This is a genomic window from Mycobacterium sp. E3198 (genome assembly GCF_001667015.1).
Taxonomy (GTDB): Bacteria; Actinomycetota; Actinomycetes; order Mycobacteriales; family Mycobacteriaceae; genus Mycobacterium.
In genome coordinates, this window is sequence record NZ_LZIS01000195.1 from 1 (window position 1) to 4,244 (window position 4,244).

Sequence of the window (4,244 nt, forward strand, 5' to 3'; positions counted from 1 at the left end):
GCGTCGCCTGGGGCTACTGGCAGACCCCGTCCGGGATGACCGCCCACCTCACCACCGCCGACCTGACCCGCCTGGCCGCCGCCGGTCTGACCCCCATCACCAGCGAGCACGGGCTCGCCCTGTTCGACGCCGCACTGACCAGCCAGCGGCCCAACGTGGTCGCCAGCCCGCTCAACACCGGCGCGCTGACGCGTCAGGCGCGCCACAACACGCTGGACCCGATCCTGTCCGCCCTGACCCACATTCGCCCCCAAGCCGCCACGGCCAGCCCCCGGAGCCTGGCTTCCCGGTTGGCCGCCGAGACCCCCCGGCAGCGGCTCGACACGCTCACCGCGATGGTCACCGCCACCACCGCCGCGGTGTTGGCGCACCCCGACCCGACCGCGCTCGATCCCGATCGTCCCTTCAAGGATCTGGGCATCGACTCGCTGACCGCGCTGGAGCTGCGCAACACCCTCAACCAGCGCACCGGCCTCGTCCTGCCGGCGACCCTGGCCCTCGACCATCCGAGCCCCACGGCGCTCGCGTCGCACCTGGCCGAGCTGCTCACCGACACCGCCGAGCCGGCCGTCCCGGTGGCTCCGGTCAGCACGAATGGCGTTGCGCCGGTGGACGATAGGCTCGCATACCTGGACCAGGCGGCATTTCTCGCGCTGCGCGCGGTGCACGGCGCGCTGATCCAGGTCACATGGATTTACAACCGCCCCGTCGACGTCGAGGGGTTGCGGCGTTTTCACCGCAACCTCGGTCGCGGGCTGTTGGGGCGCAGGATCGAACGGTCCGCGTTGCCGTTCGCGCGCGATCGCTGGGTCGTGGCTCCGTCGTCGGCCGACATCGATTTCGCCCCGACGCCGCGGCCGCGCGCCGACGTGAACGCGTGGGCCGACGAGCGGGCGCGGCTCCCTCTTGACCCGGAGTGGGGACCCGCCTGGCATCTCGGGGTGCTTCCGCTCGAGGACGGCGGGGCCGCGGTCAGCCTGGTGGCGTCGCACACGATCGTCGACGCCATCGCGTTCGGCCAGGCGATCGAGGATGCCGCGGAGGGCCGGACACGCGAATTCGGTTATCCGCCCGCAGGATCGCGCACGCTGCGGCGCGCGTTGCGTGATGACCTCCGGCAAACCGTCAAAGACCTGCCCGACGTCGCGCACGCGCTGGGCGCCGTCGCGCGAAGGGCCCGCCGCGACCGCCAAGAGCTCAGGTCGTCGATGAAGGCGGCACCCCCGTCCCCGCGAACGTCGAGCGGCGACCAGACGGTCGAGGTGCCGGCCCTGACCGCGTACATCGATCTCAAGGAATGGGATGCGCGCGCGAAAAGCCTTGGTGCAAGCAGCAACTCGCTCGTGGCGGGAATCGCGTGCCGGCTCGCGGTGCGGGTCGGGCGCGTCCAGGACGACGGAACGGTCACCCTGCGCTTCCTGGTATCGCTGCGGACCGAAGACGACACCCGCGGCAATGCGCTCACGAGCGTCGACGTCACCGTCGACCCCACCCGCGCGGCGACGGACCTCGCGGACATGCAGGCCACAATCACCCAAGGAATCCTCGCCGCGATGGAGGACCCCGACAACGAGTGGTTGGCGCCGCTGCCGCTCGCGGCACTCACCCCCGTGTGGGCGGCAAGGAAGGTAGCGGGGATGGCGGCCGGCGGTTCGACCCTCCCCGTCACGTGCTCCAACGTCGGTGACCTGTCCCCGGCGGCGAATCGGCCCGACGGCACCGATGCCGACTATGCGTCCCTGAGAAATCTCGAACCCGACATCAAGAAGAGCACGCTCGAGGCCATGGGCGGCCAGCTTTTCCTGGGCTCGGGCCGGGGCCAGGGGAAGATGTTCATCAGGATCTCCGCCTATCTGCTGGACCGGCCGAATACCAAAGAACACCTGCGCGAGAGCGTCTCGGCCGCGTTCGCCGAATTCGATTTGAAAGCGGAGATCGACTGCTGACGGCGCAGTAGTACCCCGCCCCGGCTCGGTCTGTTTCGCTTGCACCGCAGTCTGTTTGGGCTGATCCGACGCGGCCGGAGAAATCGGCTATTTACCGCGGAATGGTGTTGATTTATCATGGAAATCAATGGTGAACAAAAGATGAACAAAAGGTAAACGGATTCAACGTGTAGCGGGTGCCGTGGAACCGGAGGGACGGCGCACCTACGCGGTTCAGCTGCCAATTCGCCCGTCGTGGACGGCCCGATCGAAGAACGGACACCCCTCCATGTCCATCGGCACCGCCGGCCACGCCGGCGCCGTGATAACCGCCATCGCGTTTTTCACCGGTGTCGCAATTCTGCGCGGCGGCGCGGCCGCGGCAGACTCCAACGAAGACGACCGGTTCTTGGCGCTGCTCGATCAAGAGGGCATCCCCGCCGTGCAGGGCGTGCCGAACCTCATCGACACCGCCCATGACGTTTGTCGCACACTCGACGCCGGCATGCCTGCGGCCGGACTTGTGGACGCGATGGTGAACAACGCTTTCGGCATCGACCCGGCCGAGCGCGAGTACGCCCCCGGTCGCCTCGCACGCACCGAGGCCCGTTTCATCACTGCGGCAGTGGGGGCGTACTGCCCACACAACCAAGGCAAGATCGCGTCGATCCGGGCGAACCGCACGGGATGGAACGGGCCGGCGCGCCGGATCGTCGTAGTTCCATCCGGCGAGATCACCGATCCGGACCCTCCGCAGATTCCGACACCGCCGCCCGCGGCGCAGATTCAGGCGCCGCGCCAGCCGGTTGCGGCGCCGCCTCCGCCCAAGCGGCCACCACCGCCGGCCCAAAAGCCGCCGCCCCCACCGCAACAGGTGCCGGAACCGCCACCGCAACGGGCCGAGCCGCCGGCGGCTGGACCTGAGCCGGGTGGAGCTGCCGGCGGGGGCGGCGGTGCAAGTGGCGGCAACGGCGGGGGTGACGCCGGCTCGGGCGGCGGCGCCGTTCGGCCGGATCCATCCCCGGGCTTCGTCAGGCTCGCGCCCTGACGGTCCTACCGCGCGTCAAAGGTGGCCCGCCACGAAAGTCGCTGCCTGACCGGGCATTCCGTTGTGCAAGTAGGAGAGGTGCGCCGCGGAGAACATATCGTCGTGCGTGGGCAGCGCCAGGCCTCCGCCCGGCGAGCAAATCGGGTCGCCGGGCGCGCACAAGTCGATCGCCTTAGCCCCGTACCAGGGGCTGGCGTCGGGTATCGGGCCCACGAGTTTGTCCGTCATATTCCCGAAGACGGCGACGGCGGCTACGTGATCGGCCTCGTCGGCCGCCAGCGTCGCGGCGTTGAAGCCGGCGACTGACGCTCGGGCGATGGTGATGAGATCGATCACCATCGCGCCTTGGGAATACCCGCCGAGCACCAGCTTGGTGTTGGGACAGCTCGCGACCATGGATTGAACGTGGGCGCTGGCATCTCCGGCGCCGGCGGATGCCGACGGGGGCCAATCCTCGGTGGCGGGGTAGTTGACGGCATACACGGCAACGGACCGGCCCCCCACCTGCGAGCGCAGGGCATCGATGAATTGCTGTCCGACGCCACCGACGCCGGGTGCCTCGTCGGTGCCGCGGGCGAACGTCACCTCGGCGTCAGGGCATGCAGCGGCGGACGCCGGGGCAAGGGAAATGGTTGCGCTCAGCAGCGCCGCCGAGTTTGTGACCACCGCGGTAGCCAGCAAACGGGCGAATCGGTGTGCGTTCACGTCCCAATGCTGACACGTGCAGTACGTACTGCGACACCCCCGACCGGCTGAATTCTGGCGCCCGGCTGCCCCCGCCAGCAAACCCAAAAGCCAAAGCTGCCTCACATACTCAGTCCGTAATATCGCGCCATGAGGCTTGTCGCGATGACACCGGGCGCGCATCGTGTCCTCGATCTGGCGGCCGCCACCTGGCTCGCAGTGGCATTGGTTGTTGCCCCAGCTGTGACGCCGTCCCCGATCGCCGGCACGATTCCCGCGGCATCGGCGGCCTGCCCCGACGCCGAAGTGGTTTTCGCCCGCGGGCGAGAGGAGCCACCCGGCGTCGGCGCGGTCGGCGACGCATTCGTCAATGCACTGCGCGGCAAGACGCGGAAGTCGATCGGCGTGTACGGCGTGAACTACCCCGCCAACATCACCACCGGCAGTGGCGCCAACGACATCGGCGCCCACGTTGAATCGATGGCCAGGACCTGCCCGAACACCCGCATCGTGCTCGGCGGTTACTCGCTGGGCGCCGAGGTGGTTGACCGCGCGATGTGGGGCGGGCTGCCGCCGGGTATGGATCA

The 4,244-nt window shown here is 69.2% G+C and carries 4 protein-coding genes; 3 read left to right on the forward strand and 1 reads right to left on the reverse strand.

Annotated elements, in window-relative coordinates:
* Together A5673_RS21430 and A5673_RS21435 are read left to right on the forward strand one after the other, a co-directional pair.
* Positions 1–1,946: beta-ketoacyl reductase (locus A5673_RS21430; protein ID WP_231971413.1), on the forward strand; the 1,946-nt coding region annotated here is incomplete at its 5' end.
* A 268-nt stretch (positions 1,947–2,214) separates the two neighbouring features.
* Entirely contained in the window at positions 2,215–2,973 is a 759-nt protein-coding gene (locus A5673_RS21435; RefSeq protein WP_068237128.1) for a DUF732 domain-containing protein, read from the forward strand.
* A gap of 15 nt (positions 2,974–2,988) precedes the next feature.
* Here A5673_RS21435 and A5673_RS21440 read toward each other — a convergent pair whose 3' ends face one another.
* Positions 2,989–3,678 carry a cutinase family protein gene (locus A5673_RS21440; protein WP_231971414.1) on the reverse strand — a complete coding sequence of 230 codons (690 nt, stop codon included), beginning with the start codon at positions 3,676–3,678 and terminating at the stop codon, positions 2,989–2,991.
* A 129-nt stretch (positions 3,679–3,807) separates the two neighbouring features.
* Between A5673_RS21440 and A5673_RS21445 the strand changes: the two genes are divergently transcribed.
* Positions 3,808–4,244: cutinase family protein (locus tag A5673_RS21445; protein WP_231971416.1), on the forward strand; the 437-nt coding region annotated here is incomplete at its 3' end.